This window comes from Ciceribacter thiooxidans (genome assembly GCF_014126615.1).
GTDB classification, from domain to species: Bacteria; Pseudomonadota; Alphaproteobacteria; order Rhizobiales; family Rhizobiaceae; genus Allorhizobium; species Allorhizobium thiooxidans.
Genome location: NZ_CP059896.1, coordinates 2,655,982 through 2,677,640, shown reverse-complemented (window position 1 = coordinate 2,677,640; position 21,659 = coordinate 2,655,982). Strand labels below are relative to the sequence as shown.

The window sequence follows — 21,659 nt, the reverse complement described above, 5'->3', positions numbered from 1 at the left end:
TTCAGAGCAGCGACAGCTGCACGCCGCTGCCGTTCGGCGGCACAAAGAGATCGTCGCGCAACTGCATGCTGCGCCGCCCGAGCCCCAGCCGTTTCGTCGCCATTTCAAAGCGCCGGCTGATCTGCCAGGCATACGGACCCGCGCCCTTCATCCGCTTGCCGAATTCGGCATCATAGTCCTTGCCGCCACGCATCGAGCGGACCAGCGACATCACGTGCCGGTAACGATCGGGATAGTTCTGCAGCAGCCAGTCGCGGAAGAGCGGGCTCACCTCCAGGGGCAGGCGGAGCAGGACGTAGCTCGCCTCGCATGCGCCTGCGGCCTTGCCGGAATCGAGCACCCGCTCGATCTCGTGGTCGTTGAGTGCCGGGATCACCGGCGCCATCATCACCGCCGTCGGAATGCCGGCCTCCGACAGCCGGCGGATCGCCTCGAGCCGTCGCGTCGGGGTGGAAGCGCGCGGCTCCATGGTCCGCGCCAGCTTGCGGTCGAGCGTCGTCACCGAGATCGCGACCTTCGCCAGCCCCTTCTCGGCCATCGCCGCGAGGATGTCGATGTCGCGGGTGATCAGCGCCGACTTGGTGACGATGGCGACCGGATGGTTCGCCTTCTGCAGCACTTCGAGCACCTGTCGCATGATCCGCCATTCGCGTTCGATCGGCTGGTAGGGGTCGGTATTGGTGCCGATCGCGATCGTCCGCGGCTTGTAGCCGGGCTTGGCGAGCTCCCGTTCGAGGAGCCGCGGAGCATCCGGCTTGGCGAAGAGCTTGCTTTCGAAATCGAGACCCGCCGAGAGGCCCATATAGGCGTGCGTCGGCCGTGCGAAGCAGTAGATGCAGCCGTGTTCGCAACCGCGATAGGGGTTCACCGAGCGATCGAAGGGAATGTCCGGCGACTCGTTGCGGGTGATCGCCGTGCGCGGCTTTTCCACCTGCACTTCCGTCCGGAACGGCGGCATGTCCTCGAGTGTCGTCCAGCCGTCGTCATAGGCGACCCGCTCGGTCGGTTCGAACCGGCCGCCGGGGTTCATGCCCGCGCCGCGCCCACGCCGCCGCTGGATGTCGACCCGAAGGCCCGACGAATTCACCAGAGCATCGGCAATATCCGCCGTATTGGCAGGCTGGAAGGCAGCCTGCGCCACAAGAGACAATTCGTTCATTGTAGGCTCCAGAGGGGCCGGAGCCCCGTTCGATGAATAGATTCCTAGCGCGAAAAGGAGAACATTACAAGAACAAAAATGCGAAATGTCGCAGTGGCAATATTTTGGGCAAGGCGATAATGTCGTGCCATGTTGACTGTCATCATGGAATGCCGGGACCAGGAACCGGAGCTTGCGCAGACGCTCGCCGTGCTCGTCGCCGGCGCGATCGACGGCCTCGTCAGCGATGTGGTCGTGCTCGACCACGGTTCGAGCGACGGAACGGCGCGCTTGGCCGAGGCCGCGGGTTGCCGGTTTTACAGGCAGTGGAAAATGGCGGATATCCTGAATTCCGCCCGCGGCGACTGGATACTCCTGGTCGAACCGGGCGCAAGGCCGCAGAGCGGCTGGATCGAGGAGATTTGCGAATACGTCGCCTCGTCGCGCAAGCCGGCACAATTCTCGGCCTCGCGTCTCCACCGCCGGCCGTTCTTGCAACGGATCGGCCGTCGCCCGCCTCTTGAGCAGGGCCTGCTGATGACGAAGGGCGAGGCGCTCGCGGCGGCGACATCGGCCGGCGACCTCGACCACATCGCCCGCGGCCGGAAGGCACAGCGGCTGTCGAGCGAACTCGTGCCGTCCTGGGTTGCAAGGCAGAACCGGCGCTCGACGGCGTGAAAGGTGCTGTCAGAGCGTCGCGCCGAGTTCCTCGAACAGGCGCCTGTATTTGAGCGCCACCGTATCCCATGAATATTTCGCAGCGACGCCGATGCCGCGTTCGACGAGGCTCTCGCGCAGGGCAGCGTCGCTTGCGAGCGTGACGATTCCACGTGCGATCTCTTCGCTCGAGTAGGGATCGACCAGGAGGGCTGCGTCCTCCGCGATCTCCTTGGTCGCCGTCGCGGCCGAAGTCAGAACCGGCGTGCGGCAACTCATGGCCTCGACGATCGGAATGCCGAAGCCTTCGTAAAGCGACGGAAAGAGGAATACTTCCGCGCCCGCCATCAACGGTCCCATGTGTGCTTCATCGACATAGCCGATGAAACGGGTTCGGCCAGTCTCTGGCAGGGCTTCCGGAGTCCCGAAGACGTGGCTGCGGTCGGGATTGCCGGAAACCACGAGCTCGATCTCGTGAGGTAGCGATTTCTGCGCCTCTTCCCAGGCGAGCAGGGCACGGGTGTGATTCTTGCGCTTGTCGGCGGTCGCCTGCAATAGGATGTATCGTTCCGGCAGGTCGAGCGCGATGCGGGTTCTGGCGATGTCATCGGCACAGTAGGGCCGGAACTGTGTGCTCACGCCGTTCTCGATCACCATGATGCGCTCGGCGTCGAGACTGAGCGTCGCCGCGATCCTGTGGCGGGAGAACTGCGAGACCGTGACCACCTTGGCGACCCTCCTGACCAGCACCGGCAGCAGCCGCTCGTAGAAGGCGACGAACTTCGGCGCGAAGAATTGCGGCAGGTCGAGAAATGCCGTGTCGTGCAGTGTCACGACTTGATTGTGCTTGATAACCGGCCCGGTAGCCGACGGCGACCAGAGCAGTTGCCCTGCCGTCCTCAGCGGTAACGCCGCCTGTTCCCAAAAGTGGCCTTTCATTCCTCCGAGCGGCCTCCCGGGCGTCACTCGATGGACGGTAGGGATGCGCTTCAGCACTTCCATCGCGGCACGCTGCTGACCGCCGATCTTGAAATCAGTGGCGCGGGCATTCACGGCAACTTTCATCGGCTCTTCTCCTCGGCACACGAATAGCGGATGCCTCGACCGGCGTGGACGAAATGTCCGGCGCCGGAAGGATAAGCCGGTGGCCGTTAAGAAATCGGTCCACGGCGTGTTGCGGGAAACTCCCCGCTGTCAGCCGCCGCGGCGCAGATGCTCGTCGAGTCGCGGCATGATTTCCACGAAATTGCACGGCATGTGGCGGTAGTCGAGCTGCCATTTCAGGATGCCGTCCCATGCATCCTTGCAGGCGCCGGGTGAGCCGGGCAGGACGAAGATGTAGGTCGCGTTGGCGACGCCGCCGGTGGCGCGCGACTGGATCGTCGAGGTGCCGATCTTGTCGTAGGAGAGCCGGTGGAAGACTTCGGAAAAACCGTCCATCCGCTTTTCGAACAGCGGCTCCAGCGCTTCGGGCGTCACATCGCGGCCGGTGAAGCCGGTTCCGCCAGTGGTGATGACGACGTCGATCTCCTGCGACAGCGTCCAGGCCTGCACCTGGTTGTAGATGCGGTCACGGTCGTCGGGAACGATCGCCCGGTCGACCAGCCGATGGCCGGCCTCGGTGATCCGCGAAACAAGCGTGTCGCCCGATTTGTCGTCGGCCGCAGTGCGCGTGTCCGAAACCGTGAGCACGGCGATCCCGACGGGAATGAAGGGTCGTGTCTCGTCGAGCCGGGTCATGAAGTCTCTCCTGCAATTGTTCGGGTCGCTTGAAAATACCAGCGAGACTGCTGGCGCGAAAGGTGGCTGACGGCTGCTTCGGCCGCGGCATAATCGCCGTAGAGGCCAAAGCAGGTGGCGCCCGAGCCGGACATCCGCACGAGATCGCCGCCGCTCTCCGCAAGCATGTCGCAGACGCGGCCGATCTCCGGCAGCAGTGCACGCGCAGGTGCTTCCAGATCGTTGCGGAGGGTGGAAAGCCATGCGACCCATGCCTCGCGGTCCGCGACCGGCGGAGGCGAGGAAATCGGCGGGTTGTCTTTCTTCTCGAGCCGGCGGAAAACCTCCGGCGTCGAGACTGCCTTCAGCGGATTGGCGAGCACCATGGCGAAGGACGGCATTCCGGGGAGGGGTGTGATCGCCTCGCCGATGCCGCTCGCGCGGAGCGGCCGCGACGCGAGGCACATGGGAACGTCCGCGCCGAGGCGGAGCGCGATCGCTGCCAGTTCGCTCGCGGGCAGGTCCGCATTCCACAGCCGCAGCAGGCCGCGCAGTGTTGCCGCGGCGTCGGCGGAGCCGCCGCCGATTCCAGACGCGATCGGCAGATTCTTTTCGAGCGTTATCTCGACGGGGAGCGTATCCAGCCCGCGGTGATGCAATGCCTCGCGCAGGAGGTCGCGGGCCTTCGTGACGAGATTGTCACCGGTTCCTTTCGGATCGGCCGCAAGCGCCGCGCCGAAGCGGCCGGAGAGCGAAAGACTGTCCTCGGATGCGGCAGCAAAGGTCAGCCGGTCCCCCGCTTCGGCAAAGGTCACGATGCTGTCGAGCAAGTGATAGCCATCCTCGCGCCGCCCGGTGACATGCAGCGCGAGATTGATCTTGGCCGGTGCCGCCTCGACGACCCCGGCTGAGATCACGGGCCCGGCGGGGGACATGGATTACGACTTCTTGTCGGTTTCCGTCCGCGGCGGCTCGGGATCGGCTTCCGGGGCCGCCTTCGCCGCATCGGCTGCAAGCGGCGGCAGGCCCTTGTCGATCTTCGCCTGGATCTTGGCGACTTGGTCCTTCTCCGGATCGGAGGCGAGTGCGCGCTTCCACTGGTATGTGGCTTCGAGCTTGCGCCCGACACGCCAGTAGGCGTCGCCGAGATGGTCGTTGATCGTCGCGTCGCCGGCCTTCAGCTCCGCCGCCCGTTCCAGCTCGGTCACGGCCTCGTCAAAACGGCTCATGCGGAAATAGGCCCAGCCGAGCGAATCGACGATATAGCCGTCGTCGGGTCTGAGCTCGACCGCCTTGCGGATCATCTCGAGACCCTCGCCGAGATTGCGGTTCATGTCGACCCAGGAATAGCCGAGATAGTTGAGCACCTGCGGCTGTTCGGGATTGAGCTCGAGCGCCTTGCGGAAATTCGGTTCCGCCTTTTCCCACTGCTTCAGCCGCTCATAGGCGATACCGCGCTGGAAGAAGACCGACCAGTCGCCGCGGCCGGGTTTCGGACCGATCACCTCGACCGCCTTGTCGTAGTTGTCGGCCATCGCGGCGTAGTCCTTCGCTTCGGAAAGCACGCTTCCGTAGGCGAGATAGCTGCGGATGTCGCTCGGATCGGACTCGATCAGCGACTTCAGATGCTTGCGGGCCTCTTCCACCTTGCCGGTCTCGGCGAGCGTCAGGCCGAGCTGCAGTTCGGAGATGCGCCGCATCGGCGACTTCGCCGGGACTTGCTGGTAGAAGCCGATCGCCCGCTCTGGCCGTTCGAGCTTCTCGGCGAGGCCGCCGAGCAGGATCAGCGTGTCGGCGCTCTTCGGCTCCAGTGCATGGGCAAGCTGAAGATAGAGCGTCACGGTCTCTTCCGCGCCGTCGCGGTTCAGCGCGCCGCCGATCGAGAAGAGAACGCCGGCCGCACCTTCCGTGGCATTGGTCACCACGGGTTCGACGGGCTCTCCCTTGGAGATGTGGTCGCGCAGCGCCTTGAAGGGTGCGAAGTTTCCGACGAGAGCGTCACCGGCGGCGATCGCGTCGAGCGCCTTCTGCTTGTTGCCCTGCTTGGCTTCGAGTGCCGCCAGCGACATGACCGCCCGCACGAAGGTATCGGGCGCGGTGGCGCCACCCTCGCGGTCGGTGACCGCCTCGTTGAGGTTGCGCCGCGCAGCATCCGTATCGCCGGTCAGCAGGGCGATCACGCCGGCATTGTAGCGCTTGAAGATGCCGTACCAGTCCGGGCCTTCGAGGCCTTCCACCATGGCGAGCGCCTTCTTGCCGTCGCCGGCGCCGACCTTCGTCCAGGCGAGCAGAAGCGAGTTCATCAGCCGGTCCAGATCGTTCGGACCCTGGTACTTCAGGATCTTTTCCGCGGTGGTGAATTCACGGCTGCGGATCGCCTCGAGGCCACGGGCGACCGTCGTCACCCGTTCGACGGCGACGTCGCTCTTCAGATCGTTGGCGAATTTCACGCCCTCGTCGAAGTCGCCGTTCATGAACAGCGCAATCATCAGGCGTTCGCGGATTTCCACATCGCCGGGGGTCAGCGCCAGGGCCTTCTTGTAGAGCGGGATGGCGACGTCATAGTCCCGTTCGGCATCGGCCACCCTACCGGCGAGGAATGCGCCGGAAAACGTATCGGCGATGGCGGGATCGAATGTCTCCCCCTCGGAAGCGGGAGCGGTTTCCGTCTGCGCGTTCGCAACCATGGCGGGCGACAGCGACAGCAGGAGCGCCACGGCGGTCCCGGTGATCAGACGAAGGGCAAGACTTTGCCGCATGAACGAGCCTTTCAACAAAGATAGCCGGAACGATCCGGCCGAAAACTGTCATCCGTCGAGACGATTCACGTACAGAATGGCTTTTTTGAAGCACAGCCGCAAGGCAATGCCGGTCGCCGGTCAATTAACGCGAGCGATGCAGAAATCGATCACGTCGAGCAGCGCCGATTTCCATGCCGTATCCGGCAGCGGCGCTAGCGCGTCGCGGGCGATCGTGCCGTAATGCAGTGCGCGGGTGATCGTGTCGCTGAGGCCGCCGTACTTGGAGATGAGGCCGAGCGCCTTTTCGAGCCGCGCATCGTCGTTCTGGCCACCCTCGATCGCCTCGCGCCAGAACTCGCGCTCCGACGGCGTGCCGCGGCGGTAGGCGAGGATGACCGGCAGGGTGATCTTGCCCTCGCGGAAGTCGTCGCCGACATTCTTGCCGAGTTCGGAGGCCTTGCCGCCGTAATCGAGCGCGTCGTCGACGAGCTGGAAGGCGAGGCCGAGATTCATGCCGTAGGATTTCAGAGCGTTCCGCCCGGCGCGATCGGCGCCGGCGACGATCGGACCGACTTCTGCGGCGGCCGCGAAGAGTGCCGCCGTCTTGGCGCGGATCACCTCGAGATAATCGTCTTCCGTCGTCTCCATGTTCTTGGCGACGGAAAGCTGCAGCACCTCGCCCTCGGCGATGATCGAGGCTGCGGCAGAAAGCACGTCGAGCGCTTCCAGCGAGCCGACCTCGACCATCATGCGGAAGGCCTGTCCGAGCAGGAAGTCGCCGACGAGCACGCTCGCCTGGTTGCCCCAGATCATGCGTGCCGTGGATTTTCCGCGGCGCAGGTCGCTCTCGTCGACCACGTCGTCGTGGAGAAGCGTTGCCGTGTGCATGAATTCGACGCTGGTCGCGAGCTTGACGTCGCCGTCGCCGGCATAGTCGAACATCGCAGCCGAGGCGAGCGTCAGCATCGGGCGTAGCCGCTTGCCACCGGAGGAGATCAGGTGGTTGGCGACCTCGGGAATCATCTGCACGTCGGAACCGGCCTTCGAGAGGATCAGCTGATTGACCCGTTCCATGCCGGCCTTGGTGAGATCGACCAGCGGCTTGACGGACGCCTGTTTGTTTTTGTTTTCCTCAAGCGGTATGACTACGCCCAACGCACCGGACTCCTGTTTCAAAGCTGGGCCGACCATAAAAAGTGGCGCCTGCGACGGCAAGAGGCGAAATGGCTCCACGTGCTCTAATCGGCGAGGTTTTTTAGCAAAATGTACGAGATGATCCGTAGCAACGATCCGGTCCTGCTGTCCTTCGCCGAAAGCCTGATGAAGGACGCCGGAATCGCCTGCATGGTCGCCGACCAGTCGATGAGCGTACTCGAAGGATCGCTCGGCATGCTGCCGCGCCGGCTGCTGGTCGAGGACGGCCGGGCGGACGAGGCGCGCAAGATCCTGGTGGACGCCGGCCTCGCAGACGAGTTGCGCAACCAGAAGGATTGACCCGATGACGGTTGCCACAGGGGTCGCCGAGACGGTCGACGCCTTCCATCGCGGCCGCTTTTATCTCGTGCAGCCGAAGGGCCGTGGCCACCGTGCGGGTATGGACGCGATGCTGCTTGCCGCACTCGTCGACCATGCCGGTCCGTTCCGGCTTGCAGACCTCGGTGCCGGCGCCGGCGCGGCGGGGCTTGCGGTCGCTGCCCGGCTTGCGGAAGCTGAAGTCACGCTCGTCGAACGTTCGGCGGAAATGCTCGCCTATGCCGCAAAGAGCCTGGCGTTGCCGGAAAATGCCGCAATCGCCCCGCGCGTCGACCTCGTCGAGGCCGATGTCACGCTGACGGGAAGAGCGAGAGTCGCGGCAGGCCTTGCCGACGACAGTTTCCACCATGTGATCATGAACCCACCCTTCAATGACGGGCGCGACCGCCGCACGCCAGACAGCCTGAGGGCGGAAGCCCATGCGATGACCGGAGGGCTCTTCGAAGCCTGGATTCGCACCGCCGGCGCGATCATGGTGCCCGGCGGGCAGCTGTCGCTGATCGCCCGCCCGGAGTCGGTGGCGGAGATCATCGACGCCTGTGGCCGCCGCTTCGGCGGCGTCGAGATCACGCCGGTCTATCCGCGCGGCGGCGAGAATGCGGTGCGCATTCTGGTAACGGCAATCAAGGGATCGCGGGCACGCCTTGCGTTCCGTTCGCCCCTCCTGATGCACGACGATCCCGAGAGCCACGCCTTCTCGGCCGGCGTCGACGACCTGAACAACGGCCGCAGGGCCTATCCGCGCAAGGGCTAGGGCCGGTCGTCACCCGATGAGGAAGTCGGAGGCGAGCTTAAGGTTCAGCACGGTGATGAGGAACGCCATCGCCAATGCGACCATGGTCAGCCAGCGGGGTGCTACGAGTTCGCCCATCTTGCGCCGGTTGGCCGTGATCAGCACCAGCGGGAAGACGGCGAACGGCAGTTGCAGACTGAGTATGACCTGGCTCAGGATCAGCAGCTCGCCGGTGCCGCGCTCGCCGTACCAGACGGCGACGAATGCCGCCGGCACGATTGCCAGCGCCCGCGTGGCGAGCCGGCGAACCCACGGCTTCAGCCGCATCCGCACGAACCCCTCCATGACGATCTGGCCGGCGAGCGTCGCCGTCGCTGTCGAGTTGAGGCCGCTGCACAGAAGCGCGATGCCGAACAGGAGGGGCGCCACGGTCGAGCCGAGGAGCGGGGCGAGCAGCGCATGTGCGTCGCCGAGTTCGGCGATCCCGAAATTGCCGGAGGTGTGGAAGGCCGCCGCGGAGAGGATGAGGATCGCCGCATTGACGAGCAATGCGAAGATCAAAGCCAGCGTGGAATCGATGGTGGCGAAGGAGAGCGCCTCGCGCCGGCCTTTCGGGCTCGAATCGTATCTGCGCGTCTGCACGATCCCCGAGTGGAGATAGAGATTGTGCGGCATGACGGTCGCACCGAGAATGCCGATGGCGATATAGAGCATCTGCGGATCGACGATGATCTGCGACGACGGCAGGAAGCCGCGGGTGACGGCACTGACATCCGGCCCGGCGAGCCAAAGCTGGATCGCGAAGCTCGCGCCGATAACGGCGGTGAGCGTGATCACGAACGCCTCGATCCATCGGAAACCGAGCCGTTGCAGCAAAAGGACCAGGAAGACGTCGCTCGCCGTGACGATGACGCCGATCTCGATCGGCATGCCGAAGATGAGTTTCAGGCCGATGGCGGTGCCGATCACCTCGGCGAGGTCCGTCGCGATGATCGCGATCTCGGCGAGGATCCACAGCCCGTAGGCAACCAGTGGGGGATAGGAATCGCGGCAGGCGCGCGCCAGATCGCGGTCGGTGGCGATGGCAAGCCGTGCGGCAAGCGATTGCAGGAACATCGCCATGACGCTGGAGAGAAGGACGACGAACAGCAGCGTATAGCCGTAGCGGGCGCCGCCGGAAAGCGACGTCGCCCAGTTGCCGGGATCCATGTAGCCGACCGCGACCAGATATCCGGGACCGAGGAAAGCCAGGGCCCGCCGCCAGAACGGCCGGCTGCTGCGAACCTCGATCGAGCCGCGGATCTCCGCGAGCGCGGGTTCGCCGAGCTCACTGCGCCATCCGGGCGACTGCGTCGGTCGCGCTGCCGTGTCAGTCATCCCGCTTCCTTCTTGCGATGCATCAATTCTTTGATTGAAACTAATTTGCAGGAACCTAGAGAGCCAGGTGAGGACTGACAAGGGGAGTGGGGGCCGGGCCATTGTTGTTTTTCACCGGAAGACTTACATGGACGGCCTGACGACGTGTAAGCGTAAATGAAGGGCCGCCTGATGCCGAAATTTCTCGATCGCCTGTTGCCGAAACGGTTCCGCAAGAAGGGAACGATGATCCCGGTCGTTCGCCTGCACGGGACGATCGCCGCAGGCGGCTCCAGGTTCAAGCCGGCGCTCAATCTCGCAAGCGTGGCACCGATGCTCGAAAAGGCGTTTTCCAGGAAGGATGCGCCGGCCGTCGCCATATCCGTGAATTCGCCAGGCGGCTCGCCGGTCCAGTCGCGGATGATCTTCGAGCGCATCCGCGCTTTGGCCGAGGAAAAGGGCAAGACGGTGCTCGTCTATGTCGAGGACGTCGCGGCCTCGGGCGGCTACATGATCGCGCTGGCCGGTGACGAGATCGTCGCCGACCCGTCCTCGATCGTCGGCTCGATCGGCGTCGTCTCCGGCGGTTTCGGCTTTCCTGAACTTCTGAAGAAGATCGGCGTCGAGCGCCGCGTCTACACCGCCGGCGAGAACAAGGTGATCCTCGATCCTTTCCAGCCGGAGAAGGAAAGCGACATCGAATACCTGAAGAGCCTGCAGGTGGAGATCCACACCATCTTCATCGAGATGGTGAAGGCGCGCCGCGAAAGCCGACTTGCGGACGAACCGGGCGTTTTCTCCGGGCTCTTCTGGACGGGCCGCCGCGGGCTGGAACTCGGGCTCGTCGATCGTCTCGGCGGGATGCGCGAGGACATCAAGCGCCGCTACGGCAAGGACGCCAGGCTGGAGCTGATCAGCGGCGCGAAGGATTTCTTCGGCCGGCGGCTTCCGGGCGTTTCCGCCTTTGCCGCACCGGATGCGGAACAGATCGCCGCAGCCGCCGTCGGCGGGCTTGCCGAAGTGCTGGAAGAAAAGGCATTGTGGGGGCGCTACGGCCTCTGAGGCCGCGAAAACGACACGGGAACGGAACGCATGGCGCAGTTGATCCTCCTGCTTCTGCTGGTCGGCGGCGGAATGCTGCTCTACCGCCGCTTCGTCGCGGATGCAGAGAAGCTCTCCGCTCGTTCGAAGCAGGCCGAGCAGGAACGGGAGACCGGCGCCATGGGAACGCTGGTCAAGGACCCCGAAACCGGCGAGTACCGCGTCAAGCGGGAAGGCGAATAGCGCTCGCCGCCCCTACAATCCGAGATCGGACAGCGAGGGATGGTCGTCGGGCCTGCGTCCGAGCGGCCAGTGGAACAGGCGGTCGGCTTCCTTGATCGGGAGATCGTTGATCGATGCGTGACGGTGGGTCATCAGGCCGTCGGCATCGAACTGCCAGTTCTCGTTGCCGTACGAGCGGAACCAGTTCCGTGCGTCGTCGTGCCATTCATAGGCAAAGCGCACCGCTATGCGATTCTCCCGAAACGCCCAGATTTCCTTGATCAGCCGGTAGTCGAGCTCGCGTATCCATTTACGCGTGAGAAACGCCACGATGTCGGCGCGCCCGGTCAGGAAATCCGCGCGGTTGCGCCAGCGGCTGTCGAGGCTGTAGGCGAGCGAGACGCGCTCGGGATCGCGGCTGTTCCATGCATCTTCGGCGGCCCGGACCTTTTGGCGGGCAGTTTCCTCGTCGAAGGGCGGAAGGGGAGGGCGCTGGTTCGACATGAATGATTCCTTTTTGTTATATAGACAGGTCTGTCTATATACTTGACCTGTACAGGTCTGTCTGTCAAGAACGGTCATGACCGGAACGAAGACGAAATCAGCGGCGCCTGCGCGGGAGCGCATCCTGGAAACGGCAAAGCGCTTGTTCTACCGCAACGGCATCCGTGCCACCGGCATCGACACGATCATTGCCGAAGCCCGCGTCGCCAAGATGTCGTTCTACAACAATTTCCCCTCCAAGGACGATCTGGTCCGCGCCTTCCTCGTCGCGCGCCACGAGAGCTGGATGGCTGCGTTCAGCGGTCGTGTGGAAAGGCATATCGAGGAGCGGGGACTTGCCGCGCTCGCCTTCGCGCTCGACGAATGGTTCGCAGAGCCGGATTTTCGCGGCTGCGCCTTCATCAATACGGTTGCGGAATTCGGGCAGGCATTCGAGGGCGCCATGGGCCACAAGGTCGAACTGGAGGACTATGTGCGGGGCATCGCCACCCGTCTAGGCCTGTCCGCGCCAGAGCGCGTCGCCGGCGAGACGATGATCGTCATCGAGGGTGCGATCGTGCGCGCGCAGATGGGTTTCCGCGAAGGGCTGCGGGATCAGGCGGCGTCGCTGCTGCAATTGATCGAACGGGGAGCGCGGGACTGACCTCGCCGCGGTGCAGACTCTTGACCCGACCGGCCGGGCGTGGCACTGACCCCGGTAACATCCTGATCCAGCAAAGACCGGCTTTCACCATGTCCGATATTCCTGCCCACATGGACCCCAAGCGCTCGTTCCAGGCGCTCATCCTGACGCTGCACAACTACTGGGCCGACAAGGGTTGCGCCGTCCTGCAGCCCTACGACATGGAAGTTGGCGCCGGCACCTTCCATCCGGCGACGACGCTTCGCGCGCTTGGTCCGAAGCCGTGGAAAGCGGCCTATGTGCAGCCCTCGCGCCGCCCCTCCGACGGCCGCTACGGCGAAAATCCGAACCGTCTTCAGCATTACTACCAGTATCAGGTGATCCTGAAGCCGAACCCGTCCAACCTGCAGGAGCTCTATCTCGGCTCGCTGAAGGCGATCGGCCTTGATCCGCTGCTGCACGACATCCGCTTCGTCGAGGACGACTGGGAAAGCCCGACGCTGGGCGCCTGGGGTCTCGGCTGGGAATGCTGGTGCGACGGCATGGAAGTCTCGCAGTTCACCTATTTCCAGCAGGTCTGCGGCATCGAGTGCTCGCCGGTCGCCGGCGAACTCACCTACGGCCTCGAGCGTCTGGCCATGTATGTGCAGGGCGTCGACAACGTCTACGATCTCAACTTCAACGGCCGCGAGGGCGAGGAGAAGATCTCCTACGGCGACGTCTTTCTGCAGGCCGAGCAGGAATATTCACGGCACAATTTCGAATACGCCAACACCGAAATGCTGCACCGGCATTTCGAAGACGCGGAAAAGGAATGCCAGGCGCTTCTCGCCGCCGGCGCCCCGGGCGAAAGCGACAACCAGCGCCTGCACAAATGCGTCTTTCCGGCCTACGACCAGTGCATCAAGGCGAGCCACGTCTTCAACCTGCTCGATGCCCGCGGCGTGATCTCGGTCACCGAACGCCAGAGCTATATCCTGCGTGTACGCACGCTCGCCAAGGCCTGCGGCGAAGCCTTCCTGCTGACGGATGCCGGCGGGGCGAATCTCGGCAACGCCGCGTGACGCCGAGCCGGTCCCTGCCGGCTCCTGCCTTCGCCCGGCGACTCGGTCGGGCGCGTCGCCTCTGGGAATGGCTTGCGCTGGCCACCGGCGCGCTGATTGCCGTCAAGGTCGTCTCCTATCTCTACCTTGCCTACGCGACCTACGTGGTCGAACGCACCGGATCGCGGATCACCGCCGGAATCGACAGCCCTGCCGTTCGGACCTGGCTTTCGATCGAGCCCGGGTGGGATCTCACGGTGATCCTGCTGGGTGGCGTGCTCCTGCTCTTCTGGCTCCGGCTGATCTGGCTTTCCGTCGTGCTGGCCGAACGCATTGCGCCCGGCAGCGTGCGCTACGCGCCATCGGTGGCGGTCGCCGGATTTCTCGTTCCGATTGTCAGCCTCTGGATGCCGGTCTACGCGATGAGCGACCTCGGCGATGTTTCCGCACGCGAAGAGGGACGGTCGACGGGCGCGGTTCAGTGGCATCCCGCCCTGATCGTCACGCTCACGCTGGTCTCGTTCGGGCTGGACGCCGCCAGTTTCGACATCTCCGGATCCGCGCCGATGGACATGGCGAGTGCGCGAACAGCGCTGCATCTCGTCGCGGCCGGGGGTGTTGGCAAGCTCCTGTTGTTGCTTGTCTGCGACGGCTTCCTGCGGGCGATCCGTCCCGGGCAAGAGATCGCCCTTGCCGATCTTTCCAGCCGCGAACGGGCATGGCGCCGGACGGGCGCAGATCACACAGATTCTCGATGACAGTCGCCGCAAGACCCTAGAATGGCTGGTGACTTTCAGCGCCGGGACGCATAAGGTCCGGCATTGTTTGCCCTCGCCGGAGCATGGAAGATGTATACTATTCTCGCGATACTTGCCGCCCTCGTTCTATACGTTGTTTTCATCTATAACGGCCTCGTCAAAGCCCGGCAGATGGCCGAGGAGGCGTGGTCCGGCATCGACGTGCAGCTGAAGCGCCGCGCCGACCTGATCCCGAACCTCATCGAGACGGTCAAGGGCTATGCGGGTCACGAGAAATCGACGCTCGAGGAAGTGGTCGCGCTGCGCAACAAGGCGCAGGCCGTACCCGCCGGCGATGTCGAGGGGCGTGCCGTCGCCGAAGGCCTGCTCGGCCAGGCGCTCGGCCGGGTGATCGCGCTCGCGGAAGCCTATCCGGACCTCAAGGCCAACCAGAACTTCCTGGAACTGCAGCGTTCGCTCGAAACCATCGAAGGCGAAATCCAGATGTCGCGCCGCTACTACAACGGCGCCGCGCGCGACCTGAACGTCAAGGTCGAGAGCTTCCCTTCCAATCTGGTGGCCGGCCAGTTCGGCTTTGCCAAGAAGCCCTATTTCGAGATCGCCAACGAGGCCGACCGCGCCGTTCCGACGGTGAAGTTCTAAGTTGAGCGCTCCCGGAAGCGGAGCGCGACCGAGACAAGACGCATGAAGACAGACAGACTGACCATCATTCCGCCCGGCCATCCGCTCACCGGACGGGTGAGCCCTCCGGGTTCGAAATCGATCACCAATCGCGCACTGCTGCTCGCCGGGCTTGCGAAGGGGACGAGCCGTCTCACCGGCGCGCTGAAGAGCGACGACACCCGCTACATGGCCGAGGCGCTGCGGGCGATGGGCGTAACCGTCGACGAGCCCGATGCGACGACCTTCGTCGTCACGAGTTCCGGCGAGCTAAAACCGCCGACCGCGCCGCTCTTTCTCGGCAATGCCGGCACGGCCACCCGCTTCCTCACCGCAGCGCTGGCGCTCGGCCGCGGGCGCTATGTAGTCGACGGCGACGAGCACATGCGCAAGCGCCCGATCCGGCCGCTGGTCGATGCGCTGCGTTCTCTGGGTGTGGCGATCGACGCGCCGACCGGCTGTCCGCCGGTCACCATCGATGCCACCGGCGCTTTCGCCGAAAACCGCGTGGTGATCGATGCGGGCCTTTCCAGTCAGTATGTCTCCGCCCTGCAGATGGCGGCGGCCTGTGGTTCGGAACCGTTCGTGATCGAGCTTGCCGGCGCCGACATCGGCGCGCGCGGCTATATCGACCTGACGCTTGCCGCCATGCGCGCTTTCGGTGCGCGCGTCGAGCAGCCGACGCCCGCCTCCTGGCGGATCGCGCCGACCGGCTATACGGCGACCGACTTCCACATCGAACCGGACGCGTCTGCCGCCACCTATCTCTGGGCGGCGGAAGTGCTGACCGGCGGCACAATCGACATCGGCACGCCGGCCGGTGCATTCACCCAGCCGGATGCCAAGGCGCATGATGTGATTGCCGCCTTCCCGTCGATGCCGGCGGTGATCGACGGCTCGCAGATGCAGGACGCGATCCCGACGATCGCGGTGCTCGCGGTGTTCAACGACAAGCCGGTCCGTTTCACCGGCATCGCCAATCTTCGCGTCAAGGAATGCGACCGGGTGCGGGCGCTCTCGACGGGGCTGAACAATATCCGCCCGGGGCTCGCGACAGAGGAGGGCGACGACCTTCTCGTCTTTTCCGATCCGGCACTCGCCGGCCAGGACCTGCCGACTGCGATCGATACCTTCGCCGACCATCGCATCGCCATGAGCTTCGCGCTTGCCGGACTGAAGATTTCCGGCATCACCATTCTCGACCCCGGCTGTGTCGCCAAGACCTATCCCGACTACTGGGATGCGCTGGCCTCCCTCGGCGTCCAATACAAGGCGGGATAATCGACCGTGAAAACGCTCTTCGGCCTCCTCTTCACGATGTTCCTCTCGCTGGCCCTCGTGAGGGGGGCTGCGGCCGAAGAGGTCATCAGGTCCTATCATGCCGATATCGAGGTCGCTGCCGACGCGACCCTGACGGTGACGGAAACGATCACCGTCAACGCCGAGGGCAACGAGATCCGGCGCGGCATCTTCCGCGACTTCCCGCTCTATGCCGTCGACGCCGCCGGTCGCCGCACGAAGGTCGACTTCGAACTCCTTTCGGTCGAACGCGACGACGAGCCCGAGGCGAACCATACCGAAACCATTTCCGGCGGCATTCGCATCTATGCCGGCTCGGCCGACACCTTCCTCTCTCCGGGGGAATATACCTACCGCTTCACCTATAAAACCGGCCGGCAGATCCGCTATTTCGACGATCATGACGAGCTCTATTGGAACGTCACCGGCAACGGCTGGCAGTTCCCGATCGAGGAGGCGAGCGCCACGGTCTCGCTTCCGGACGGTGCGACGCCGACGAAGACGGCCGTCTATACCGGCTCGCAGGGATCGACGGAGAGCGATGCCCGCGTGGTGCCCGGCAGCGGTGGTCTGGAGTTCGAGACGACCGGTGCGCTCGGCCCTCAGGAGGGGCTGACCATCGTCCTCGGCTTCCCGAAAGGCGTCGTCGCCGCGCCGACCGCCGGGCAGAGCCGGTGGTGGTTCCTCCGCGATAACATCAACGCGATCCTCGGCTTCGGCGGGCTCTTCCTGGTCTTTGCCTACTACCTGCGTTCGTGGATCGCCGTCGGCCGCGATCCGGACGGGGGCGTGATCGTGCCGCGCTGGGACCCGCCGGAGGGCATTTCGCCGGCGCTCGTCAACTACATCGACAACAAGGGCTTTTCCGGTGCCGGCTGGACGGCGCTCTCCGCCTCGCTGATCGATCTCGCGGTCCACGGCTATGTCGAGCTCGACGATCTGGAAAAGTCGATCGTCGTGCGGCGGACCGGCAAGGCCGCGCCGACGACGCTTCCGGGCGGGCAGGCGAGCCTGCTTGCGGAACTCGGCGAGGCCGACAGCGCGTTCACCATCGACAAGAAGAACGGAAAGCGGGTCGAGAGCGTCGGCCGCAAGTTCCGCAGCGCCATCGAGAAGGAGCATCGCGGCAAATACTACCGCGCCAATTCCGGCTACTTCGCCGGCGGCGTGGCGCTTAGCATCGCAGCACTCGTGGCGCTCTTCGTCTTCGGAACGCTGGAAGAAGACACGATCGGGCTGATGTTCATCCCGACTTTCTTTTCCATCTTCTTCGGCGCGTTCGGGGTGGCGATCGGCAAGGGGGTGAGCCGCAACTCCTCGCTCCTTTCGAAGATTGTCGCGATCGTCGTGCTGACGGTGATCGGTTTCGTCGGTTTCAGCATCCTGTCCCTCGTTCTCGTGGCAGCCGTCTTCGACCTTGCCGATGCCGGACAGACGGAAGTGGTGATCGCGGTCGGCGCCATCGTGCTGCTCAACGTGCTCTTCTTCTTCCTGATGGGCGCGCCGACGCCGATCGGCCGCAAGATGATGGACGGTATCGAGGGCCTGCGCACCTACATGACGCTCGCCGAGAAGGACCGGCTCAACATGCAGGGCGCACCGAAAATGTCGCCGAGCCACTATGAAACCCTGCTCCCCTATGCGGTTGCGCTGGGCGTCGAGAAGCCCTGGACCAGCACCTTCGAGACCTGGCTCGCATCGGCCGCAGCCGGCGCCGCCGCGGCGAGCTACCAGCCGGCCTGGTATCACGGCGATCTTTCGCGCGGCGTCGGCGACCGCATCGGCGGCTTCTCCTCGGCGATGGCCTCCACCATGGCCTCGACCATCCCGCAACCGGTCAAGAGCTCGTCCTCCGGCTTCTCCTCGGGCGGCGGCTTCTCCGGCGGCGGCGGCGGCGGTGGCGGTGGCGGAGGGTGGTAAACTCCCACTTCCCCCTTGAGGGGGGAGGTCGCCGCGAAGCGGCGGGTGGGGGTGACGCTTGCCCATCCCATCAGATCTTCTCTGCTCCGTGCCAAATTCGCGATTGTGCGGACGGGGCAAATTTTGCTAGCAGGAGCTAGCCTTTATCACCCCACCCCGGACCTGCGGTCCGACCCTCCCCCTCAAGGGGAGGGTGAGGAAAGAGACCATGCCCGATCTTCTGCTTGAACTCCGCTCCGAGGAAATTCCTGCCCGCATGCAGCGCAAGGCGGCGGGCGACCTGAAGAAGCTCGTGACCGACGCGCTGGTCGAGGCGGGGCTGACTTACGAGGGTGCGCGCGAATACTGGACGCCGCGCCGCCTTGCGCTCGACATCCGCGGGCTCACCGCTCGCTCCGCCGATGTCCGCGAGGAGAAGAAGGGGCCGCGCGTCGACGCGCCGGAAAAGGCGATCGAGGGTTTTCTGCGCGGCGCGGGTCTTTCCGACGTCTCCCAGGCGCAGGTGGTGAGCGATCCGAAGAAGGGCGATTTCTACGTCGCCTTCATCGAGAAGCCCGGCCGCCCCGCCGAAGAAATCATCGCCGCCGTCATGCCGGGCATCATCCGCGATTTCCCCTGGCCGAAGTCGATGCGGTCGGGTTCCGGGTCCATGCCGCGGGGCATGTCCTATGGCGGCATCGAGGGCAAGGGCAGCGAAAGCCTGCGCTGGGTACGCCCGTTGCAGTCGATCGTCTGCACCTTCGGCACCGAGCATGACGAAGTCGCCGTCATTCCCTTCGAGATCGACGGCATCGTGGCAAGCAACGTCACCTACGGCCACCGCTTCCACGCGCCGGAAGCGATCCCCGTCCGGCGCTTCGGCGATTACGTCGCGAGCCTCGAAAAGGCGAAGGTCGTGCTCGACGCCGAGCGCCGCCGCCAGATCATCGCGCAGGATGCCGCGAACCTCGCCTTTGCCAACGGCCTCGACCTCGTCGAGGATGCCGACCTGCTGGAAGAGGTCTCCGGCCTCGTCGAATACCCGCACGTGCTGCTCGGCACTTTCGAGGAGGATTTCCTCTCGATCCCGGCGGAAATCATCCGCCTGACGATCAAGACCAACCAGAAGTGCTTCGTCACCCGCCCGCACGGCGAGACGGAAAAGCTCTCCAACCACTTCATCCTCGTCTCCAACATCGAGGCGAAGGACGGCGGCAAGGAGATCATGCACGGCAACGGCAAGGTTGTGCGCGCGCGCCTTTCCGACGCGCTGCATTTCTGGAAGCGCGACCAGGGCGACCTGCCGGACCTCGACACGCTGAAGGCCTCGGCCGCGAAATTCGGCCTCGACCTTGCAAAGCCGCTCGACCAGCGCATGGCCAAGCTCGACGCGCTGAACGTCACCTTCCACGCCAAGCTCGGCACGCAGGGCGAGCGCGTTGCCCGCATCCGGACGCTGGCGAAGGAACTGGCGCCGATCGTCGGCGCCGATGCCGCCCTCGTCGACCGCGCCGTGGTGCTGGCGAAGGCCGACCTGCGCACCGAGGCCGTCGGCGAATTCCCCGAACTCCAGGGCGTCATGGGCCGCAAATATGCGTTGCTGCAGGGCGAGCACGAGAGCGTCGCCGCAGCGATCGAGGACCATTACAAGCCGCAAGGCCCCTCCGACCGCGTGCCGGAAGACAAGGTGGCGATCACAGTCGCGCTGGCGGACAAGCTGGACACGCTAGTAGGCTTCTGGGCCATTGACGAGAAGCCGACCGGCTCGAAGGACCCCTATGCGCTGCGCCGTGCAGCGCTTGGTGTGGTGCGGACCTTGTTGGAGAAGGACATTCGGTTGCCGCTGCTCGAACTCATTTGGGGCGGCGTCGTAGAAGTGCTTCGTCGGGTGAGTGATGCGCCAGTCGACGAGATTGCCAAAGAAGTGCGATCGATTCAGAACGAGACGGCGGCGCGTTTCTCCGTAGCGCTAACGTACCTGCCTGAGGCTGGTGCCAAACCCTTGCATGATCATCAGCCGCTCGTTACCGACCTCCTCTCCTTCTTCCACGACCGTCTGAAGGTCTACTTGCGCGACCAGGGCGCCCGCCACGACATCATCGATGCGGTGCTCACCCCCGAAGCCGACGACCTCTTGATGGTCGCCCGCCGTGCCGAGGCACTGACCGCCTTCATCACCTCCGAGGACGGCATCAACTTGCTTGCTGGCACCAAGCGCGCCACCCAGCTTCTCGCCGCTGAAGAGAAGAAGGGCACCGTCGTCGCCGACGCTGTCTCCGAGGCGCTGCTGACGCTCGATGCCGAAAAGGCGCTTTACGCCGCGATCAGGGTCGCGACAGCGGAAGCCGCTGAAGCCGTGGCCAAGGAAGACTTCCGTTCCGCCATGCAGGCGCTGTCGAAGCTCCGCGCGCCGGTCGATACCTTCTTCGACGACGTGCTGGTGAATGACGAGGATGCCGCGATCCGTGCCAACCGCCTGGCACTCTTGAAGGCAATCCGCGAGGCAACCGGCACGGTCGCCGACTTCTCGAAGATTGCCGGCTAGCCTCTCCCCTCGCGGGAGAGGAAGAAAAATCAGCATCTTAGCTTTAGCTAAATGCTAGATTTTTCAGGTGAGGGGGTGGGTTCGAGGCGATAGGTTCGCCCCGCACCAAGCTCGCCGTGCCAATCGCTGACGCTCTTGGGGCGAGCTATCCCGTCCCGCAAGGGGAGAGGAGTGAAAAGTGCCGAAAATCCTCATCAGCGCCTGTCTTCTCGGCCGCCCGGTCCGCTATGACGGCAAGGGCAAGCCGCTCATCCATCCGGCGATCGACCGCTGGAAGGCCGAGGGGCGGCTCGTCGCCTTCTGTCCGGAACAGGCGGGCGGCCTTCCGACGCCGCGCCCACCGGCCGAAATCGAGGGCGGCGCGAGCGGCGAGGACGTAATCGAGGGACGCGCAAGCGTCATCGAGAAGACCGGCCGCGACGTCTCGAAAGCCTTCGTCGTGGGTGGAGAGAAGGCCGTCGAGTTCGCCCGCGCCAGCGGCTGCGCCTACGCGCTCCTGATCGACGGCAGCCCGTCCTGCGGGTCGGGCTTCATCTATGACGGAAGCTTTTCCGGCGTGCGTCATCCGGGTCTTGGCGTAACCGCCGCACGTCTGCGCCGGGCCGGCATTGCGGTCTTTTCCGATCGCGAAATAGAGGCACTCGTCGCGCGCATCGCTGAAGGCACCTAGTCGCCAGTCGGCGATCATCTCAAAGGCATGCCAGACGTGCGAAGGGCGGCGTTGCCGCCGCCCTGATCAGCTCCGGGGGTGTCCGGATCAATCGTCGTTGTCGTTTCCGCCGTTGTGGTCGCTGCCGCCGTCATGGCCGCCGCCGTGATCGCTGTCGTTGCCGTTGTCGTGACCGGCACCGTGGTCGTTCTCGCCGCGGCCGTTGTCGTCATTGCCATTGCGTTCGTTGCGCTCGCGGTTGCGTTCGGTATGGCCCATGCCGTTGTCGTCGCTCGAACGGTTGCTGCCGGCCGAGGCAGTTTCGTGGCCGAGGCACTGGGCGACGGTGGAGCATTTCTCGGTGGCCATGGCAGGCGCAGCAAGCAACGAGGAAGTGGAAGCGGCGAGAAGGGCGGCGAATACTGCGGTGTAGGTCTTCATTGGTCTGTCCTCCGTGTTGAAGATGGGATTATGAATACTCAACATCGGCTGACGGTTAGCTGACCGCTATCTGACGGGAAGCTGACAGGCAGAAGAAAA

Annotated in this window: 22 protein-coding genes; 13 read left to right on the top strand and 9 right to left on the bottom strand. The window is 64.7% G+C overall.

Annotation, left to right across the window (positions count from 1 at the left end):
• Position 1 precedes the first annotated feature (1 nt).
• Positions 2-1,159 (bottom strand): PA0069 family radical SAM protein, encoded by a 1,158-nt coding sequence (locus H4I97_RS13100; RefSeq protein WP_182305113.1) that lies wholly within the window; start codon positions 1,157-1,159, stop codon positions 2-4.
• A 129-nt stretch (positions 1,160-1,288) separates the two neighbouring features.
• Here H4I97_RS13100 and H4I97_RS13095 point away from each other — a divergent pair, with 129 nt between their 5' ends.
• On the top strand, positions 1,289-1,816 hold the full coding sequence (locus tag H4I97_RS13095) for a glycosyltransferase family protein (protein ID WP_182305112.1): 528 nt from the start codon (positions 1,289-1,291) through the stop codon (positions 1,814-1,816).
• Between the two features lie 9 nt (positions 1,817-1,825).
• Here H4I97_RS13095 and H4I97_RS13090 read toward each other — a convergent pair whose 3' ends face one another.
• From H4I97_RS13090 to H4I97_RS13070, 5 genes are all read right to left on the bottom strand, one after another.
• Positions 1,826-2,860: a glycosyltransferase family 4 protein gene (locus tag H4I97_RS13090; RefSeq protein WP_182305111.1), complete on the bottom strand. Its 1,035-nt coding sequence runs from the start codon at positions 2,858-2,860 to the stop codon at positions 1,826-1,828.
• A gap of 129 nt (positions 2,861-2,989) precedes the next feature.
• Complete coding sequence (moaB, locus tag H4I97_RS13085) at positions 2,990-3,535, bottom strand: molybdenum cofactor biosynthesis protein B (protein ID WP_182305110.1); 546 nt, start codon at positions 3,533-3,535, stop codon at positions 2,990-2,992.
• Positions 3,532-4,449, bottom strand: a complete 918-nt coding sequence (locus H4I97_RS13080; protein WP_182305109.1) for a 4-(cytidine 5'-diphospho)-2-C-methyl-D-erythritol kinase — start codon at positions 4,447-4,449, stop codon at positions 3,532-3,534. Before H4I97_RS13080 ends, moaB begins: the two co-directional genes overlap by 4 nt.
• A 3-nt stretch (positions 4,450-4,452) precedes the next feature.
• A complete protein-coding gene (locus H4I97_RS13075; protein WP_182305108.1) occupies positions 4,453-6,273 on the bottom strand; it encodes a tetratricopeptide repeat protein in 1,821 nt (606 codons plus the stop codon).
• 120 nt (positions 6,274-6,393) lie between these two features.
• Entirely contained in the window at positions 6,394-7,410 is a 1,017-nt protein-coding gene (locus H4I97_RS13070) for a polyprenyl synthetase family protein (RefSeq protein WP_182305107.1), read from the bottom strand.
• A 108-nt stretch (positions 7,411-7,518) separates the two neighbouring features.
• Between H4I97_RS13070 and H4I97_RS13065 the strand changes: the two genes are divergently transcribed.
• A complete protein-coding gene (locus H4I97_RS13065; protein ID WP_182305106.1) occupies positions 7,519-7,749 on the top strand; it encodes a putative signal transducing protein in 231 nt (76 codons plus the stop codon).
• A gap of 4 nt (positions 7,750-7,753) precedes the next feature.
• Positions 7,754-8,542: a tRNA1(Val) (adenine(37)-N6)-methyltransferase gene (locus H4I97_RS13060; RefSeq protein ID WP_182305105.1), complete on the top strand. Its 789-nt coding sequence runs from the start codon at positions 7,754-7,756 to the stop codon at positions 8,540-8,542.
• Positions 8,543-8,551: 9 nt separating this feature from the next.
• Here H4I97_RS13060 and H4I97_RS13055 read toward each other — a convergent pair whose 3' ends face one another.
• Positions 8,552-9,898: an Nramp family divalent metal transporter gene (locus H4I97_RS13055; protein ID WP_182305104.1), complete on the bottom strand. Its 1,347-nt coding sequence runs from the start codon at positions 9,896-9,898 to the stop codon at positions 8,552-8,554.
• A gap of 171 nt (positions 9,899-10,069) precedes the next feature.
• On the opposite strand from H4I97_RS13055, the gene H4I97_RS13050 reads away from it, so the two are divergent.
• Together H4I97_RS13050 and H4I97_RS13045 are read left to right on the top strand one after the other, a co-directional pair.
• The gene (locus tag H4I97_RS13050; RefSeq protein ID WP_182305103.1) at positions 10,070-10,939 is read left to right on the top strand and encodes a S49 family peptidase; all 870 of its coding nucleotides are present in this window, start codon (positions 10,070-10,072) and stop codon (positions 10,937-10,939) included.
• A gap of 30 nt (positions 10,940-10,969) precedes the next feature.
• Positions 10,970-11,161, top strand: a complete 192-nt coding sequence (locus H4I97_RS13045; protein ID WP_148175684.1) for a hypothetical protein — start codon at positions 10,970-10,972, stop codon at positions 11,159-11,161.
• Positions 11,162-11,173: 12 nt separating this feature from the next.
• On the opposite strand, the gene H4I97_RS13040 is transcribed toward H4I97_RS13045, so the two are convergent.
• Positions 11,174-11,644: a nuclear transport factor 2 family protein gene (locus H4I97_RS13040; RefSeq protein ID WP_148161900.1), complete on the bottom strand. Its 471-nt coding sequence runs from the start codon at positions 11,642-11,644 to the stop codon at positions 11,174-11,176.
• A 76-nt stretch (positions 11,645-11,720) separates the two neighbouring features.
• Between H4I97_RS13040 and H4I97_RS13035 the strand changes: the two genes are divergently transcribed.
• The 8 genes from H4I97_RS13035 to H4I97_RS13000 all read left to right on the top strand — a co-directional run bounded on the left by H4I97_RS13035 (position 11,721) and on the right by H4I97_RS13000 (position 21,140).
• Positions 11,721-12,287, top strand: a complete 567-nt coding sequence (locus tag H4I97_RS13035; RefSeq protein ID WP_182305102.1) for a TetR/AcrR family transcriptional regulator — start codon at positions 11,721-11,723, stop codon at positions 12,285-12,287.
• An 89-nt stretch (positions 12,288-12,376) separates the two neighbouring features.
• Positions 12,377-13,330: a glycine--tRNA ligase subunit alpha gene (locus H4I97_RS13030; RefSeq protein ID WP_182305101.1), complete on the top strand. Its 954-nt coding sequence runs from the start codon at positions 12,377-12,379 to the stop codon at positions 13,328-13,330.
• Positions 13,327-14,067, top strand: coding sequence for a DUF4328 domain-containing protein (locus tag H4I97_RS13025; RefSeq protein ID WP_182305099.1), 741 nt, complete (start codon positions 13,327-13,329; stop codon positions 14,065-14,067). The genes H4I97_RS13030 and H4I97_RS13025 overlap by 4 nt, the downstream gene beginning before the upstream one ends.
• Positions 14,068-14,157: 90 nt before the next feature.
• Positions 14,158-14,709 carry a LemA family protein gene (locus tag H4I97_RS13020; protein ID WP_182305098.1) on the top strand — a complete coding sequence of 184 codons (552 nt, stop codon included), beginning with the start codon at positions 14,158-14,160 and terminating at the stop codon, positions 14,707-14,709.
• Between the two features lie 42 nt (positions 14,710-14,751).
• Positions 14,752-16,008, top strand: coding sequence for a 3-phosphoshikimate 1-carboxyvinyltransferase (gene aroA / locus H4I97_RS13015; protein ID WP_182305096.1), 1,257 nt, complete (start codon positions 14,752-14,754; stop codon positions 16,006-16,008).
• 36 nt (positions 16,009-16,044) lie between these two features.
• The gene (locus H4I97_RS13010) at positions 16,045-17,946 is read left to right on the top strand and encodes a DUF2207 domain-containing protein (protein WP_182307643.1); all 1,902 of its coding nucleotides are present in this window, start codon (positions 16,045-16,047) and stop codon (positions 17,944-17,946) included.
• A gap of 208 nt (positions 17,947-18,154) precedes the next feature.
• Positions 18,155-20,470, top strand: a complete 2,316-nt coding sequence (glyS, locus tag H4I97_RS13005) for a glycine--tRNA ligase subunit beta (protein WP_182305094.1) — start codon at positions 18,155-18,157, stop codon at positions 20,468-20,470.
• A gap of 178 nt (positions 20,471-20,648) precedes the next feature.
• A complete protein-coding gene (locus tag H4I97_RS13000; protein ID WP_182305093.1) occupies positions 20,649-21,140 on the top strand; it encodes a 2-thiouracil desulfurase family protein in 492 nt (163 codons plus the stop codon).
• Between the two features lie 87 nt (positions 21,141-21,227).
• On the opposite strand, the gene H4I97_RS12995 is transcribed toward H4I97_RS13000, so the two are convergent.
• Positions 21,228-21,560 carry a hypothetical protein gene (locus tag H4I97_RS12995; RefSeq protein WP_182305091.1) on the bottom strand — a complete coding sequence of 111 codons (333 nt, stop codon included), beginning with the start codon at positions 21,558-21,560 and terminating at the stop codon, positions 21,228-21,230.
• Positions 21,561-21,659: the final 99 nt, after the last annotated feature.

Excerpts from the sequence above, each read along its gene's own strand:
- H4I97_RS13100 (WP_182305113.1), bottom strand. The coding sequence starts at position 1,159 with ATGAACGAATTGTCTCTTGTGGCGCAGGCTGCCTTCCAGCCTGCCAAT.
- H4I97_RS13095 (WP_182305112.1), top strand. The coding sequence starts at position 1,289 with ATGTTGACTGTCATCATGGAATGCCGGGACCAGGAACCGGAGCTTGCG.
- H4I97_RS13090 (WP_182305111.1), bottom strand. The coding sequence starts at position 2,860 with ATGAAAGTTGCCGTGAATGCCCGCGCCACTGATTTCAAGATCGGCGGT.
- moaB (WP_182305110.1), bottom strand. The coding sequence starts at position 3,535 with ATGACCCGGCTCGACGAGACACGACCCTTCATTCCCGTCGGGATCGCC.
- H4I97_RS13080 (WP_182305109.1), bottom strand. The coding sequence starts at position 4,449 with ATGTCCCCCGCCGGGCCCGTGATCTCAGCCGGGGTCGTCGAGGCGGCA.
- H4I97_RS13075 (WP_182305108.1), bottom strand. The coding sequence starts at position 6,273 with ATGCGGCAAAGTCTTGCCCTTCGTCTGATCACCGGGACCGCCGTGGCG.
- H4I97_RS13065 (WP_182305106.1), top strand. The coding sequence starts at position 7,519 with ATGTACGAGATGATCCGTAGCAACGATCCGGTCCTGCTGTCCTTCGCC.
- H4I97_RS13060 (WP_182305105.1), top strand. The coding sequence starts at position 7,754 with ATGACGGTTGCCACAGGGGTCGCCGAGACGGTCGACGCCTTCCATCGC.
- H4I97_RS13055 (WP_182305104.1), bottom strand. The coding sequence starts at position 9,898 with ATGACTGACACGGCAGCGCGACCGACGCAGTCGCCCGGATGGCGCAGT.
- H4I97_RS13050 (WP_182305103.1), top strand. The coding sequence starts at position 10,070 with ATGCCGAAATTTCTCGATCGCCTGTTGCCGAAACGGTTCCGCAAGAAG.
- H4I97_RS13045 (WP_148175684.1), top strand. The coding sequence starts at position 10,970 with ATGGCGCAGTTGATCCTCCTGCTTCTGCTGGTCGGCGGCGGAATGCTG.
- H4I97_RS13040 (WP_148161900.1), bottom strand. The coding sequence starts at position 11,644 with ATGTCGAACCAGCGCCCTCCCCTTCCGCCCTTCGACGAGGAAACTGCC.
- H4I97_RS13035 (WP_182305102.1), top strand. The coding sequence starts at position 11,721 with ATGACCGGAACGAAGACGAAATCAGCGGCGCCTGCGCGGGAGCGCATC.
- H4I97_RS13030 (WP_182305101.1), top strand. The coding sequence starts at position 12,377 with ATGTCCGATATTCCTGCCCACATGGACCCCAAGCGCTCGTTCCAGGCG.
- H4I97_RS13020 (WP_182305098.1), top strand. The coding sequence starts at position 14,158 with ATGTATACTATTCTCGCGATACTTGCCGCCCTCGTTCTATACGTTGTT.
- aroA (WP_182305096.1), top strand. The coding sequence starts at position 14,752 with ATGAAGACAGACAGACTGACCATCATTCCGCCCGGCCATCCGCTCACC.
- H4I97_RS13010 (WP_182307643.1), top strand. The coding sequence starts at position 16,045 with ATGTTCCTCTCGCTGGCCCTCGTGAGGGGGGCTGCGGCCGAAGAGGTC.
- glyS (WP_182305094.1), top strand. The coding sequence starts at position 18,155 with ATGCCCGATCTTCTGCTTGAACTCCGCTCCGAGGAAATTCCTGCCCGC.
- H4I97_RS12995 (WP_182305091.1), bottom strand. The coding sequence starts at position 21,560 with ATGAAGACCTACACCGCAGTATTCGCCGCCCTTCTCGCCGCTTCCACT.